The organism is Blautia sp. HCP3S3_G3, from assembly GCF_052063365.1.
GTDB lineage: Bacteria > Bacillota > Clostridia > Lachnospirales > Lachnospiraceae > Blautia_A.
The window spans coordinates 1-2156 of the sequence record NZ_JBQHXR010000053.1; the positions used below are offsets into that span (position 1 = coordinate 1).

The 2156-nt window shown below is 33.0% G+C and carries 2 protein-coding genes; both read right to left on the minus strand.

Translation table 11 applies throughout. From position 1 onward, the window contains the following. Nucleotides 1-423: 423 nt before the first annotated feature. Nucleotides 424-855: a hypothetical protein gene (locus ACTNEW_RS16165; RefSeq protein ID WP_441062827.1), complete on the minus strand. Its 432-nt coding sequence runs from the start codon at nt 853-855 to the stop codon at nt 424-426. A gap of 8 nt (nt 856-863) precedes the next feature. Further along, complete coding sequence (locus tag ACTNEW_RS16170) at nt 864-1916, minus strand: hypothetical protein (RefSeq protein ID WP_441062829.1); 1053 nt, start codon at nt 1914-1916, stop codon at nt 864-866. Nucleotides 1917-2156 lie beyond the last annotated feature (240 nt).

Genomic DNA, 2156 nt, shown 5'->3' on the forward strand with positions numbered 1-2156 from the left:
TTTTTTTCTGTTTGCCATAATAAAGGGCCTCCTATGAATTAGATTTTATCATAGAAGACCCTTATCGCATATATTTCCATATGCTATTTACAGACTTTTTTTCACAGGCTCGTCGGGTGTGGGCGGAGCCCGCAAAAAGCAATCAATACAATGCTTTATTTGTCATGCAAAAAAAACAAAAAAGATGTATAAACTTTTCACACATGGGCATACTGTAAATAGAAAGACAGATTCGACAACACCAACATTCTAAAGGCGACAGCAAAATTCTACATATCTATTTCTTATCAGAAAGATTCACTTTCCAAAGACACAAGATTTTTTACAGCCTCTAATAGTTCTTCAGCATATTCTGTAAATATTCCTTATAGTGCTACTTTACATTTTCCAATCCAGTAATCTTCATATCATCCCCGATGCCGGTTATTCATTTATGATAGCAGCATAGGCATCATCTAACTCCTGTAACAATTCAAGACGAACTATTTCCTCTGCTTTTTCAAAATAATCATCAATCAACTTGAATCCGGTGTTTGCGTACTTCTGTGCCTTTGAATATATATTTCCAACATCATTTAATTGGTCAAGGTCATTAGTATCCTCCATATCTCCAATAAATGTAGAATAAAGAAAGGCTTCATTTTTTGTATTTATGTATTCACCTCGAACTAATGTTTCAGGCTTTGAAAGATCAGTTTCAATACCACTTTCAATACCTAATGCCATTGCAAATAAAAACAAATCCATACGAGAACAGTTTTTTGTATCTAAACTCAAAAGATGTGATGAATCAATTTTTTCAATGGTTTTTTTCGCATCACCAGAGCAATTCAATATTTTTACTGTCTTTTCCATTTTATCACCTACTTAATATATGTTTCTCTTTCATCAACTGTTGTTAATTCCTTAAAAGTACTTGAACATGGCTCTAATACATTTCGTATTTCCTGAGAATATTCTGACGGTGTAAAAGTCATTATAACTTGTTTATTCTCAGATAACTGATTTAAGACATCAGCAAAATTTGCTCTATTATCAAGATCAACTCTTCCAACCGGGGTATCAATAAACAGCATTGAATCATATCCAGATACCTTTTGAAGGGCAAGCGTAAAAGACAATGCTAACAGTGCTCTTTCTGCAGCACTGCATCCACCAACCATAGGATAACCATATTTATCAAAAAGCTCCAAATTATAAGAATCATCCAATTCAATATGGCTAAATGTTTCCGTTTTCCAATCTAATTTTTCGAAAATTTCCATGGTTTCAACAGTCATTTTGTCTTTGACCTCTGTCATCATTTCGTCCTCTATATCAGTAATTATAGAAAGTGATTTTTGTGCAAAAGAAATCTTTCTTTGCAGGATAACAAGGTCTGCTTGATTTTGAATTGCTTTTTCCAATTCACCTTTTGTTAGCTCTAAGTCCTTTTGTGCATTTTCAAGTTGCACTTCTAATTTTATACGATCCTCTGTGTTTTTCTTTTTTAAATCCTGATATTTTGATCTTTTTTCATGCATTTCTCGTATCTTGTCTTTATCAGAGTAATTCTTTAAAAATGCATCCAGTTTATCAAAACGATCACGCAATTGTTTTAACTCATAAGTGATATTTTTTTCTCTTTCGATATGTTCAGCGCGTTCTTTAGGGTATTCTTTGCATCGCTGCATTGCATCCTCTAACGAGCCTTTTATCTTCACTAACAAGTGTGACACTGTGGAAGATAACTCCAATTTTTTCAAAAGATCTCTAACTACCGCTTCCTCTTCTTCATCCATAGGTCGATCGCAAATTAAACATTTGTGATATTCCAACATTCTTTTAAGAAATTGAGGATCAATGTTTGCAGGCAGTTGTCCCTTTTCCTCTTTTTCATTAATTAAATCAAGAGTCTTTTTCAACTTTGGATACATTGAAAATAATATCTTATACTCACGTAAAAACTTCGAGAACTTAATAATTTGCAATTCAAGTTCATTCTCTTTTGTCTCAATTTGTAAAGATACTTCCTGAAATTCTTTTTCCTTATCTGGGACTCCATCTGGTCCTATGTCAAGATTTAGTACAAGTTAAAATGAGGTTTTCCTCATCTTAACTTGCCATCAGCAATTCGTCTTTCTAGATTCTACGATACAGTTCTTCATAATCATTTG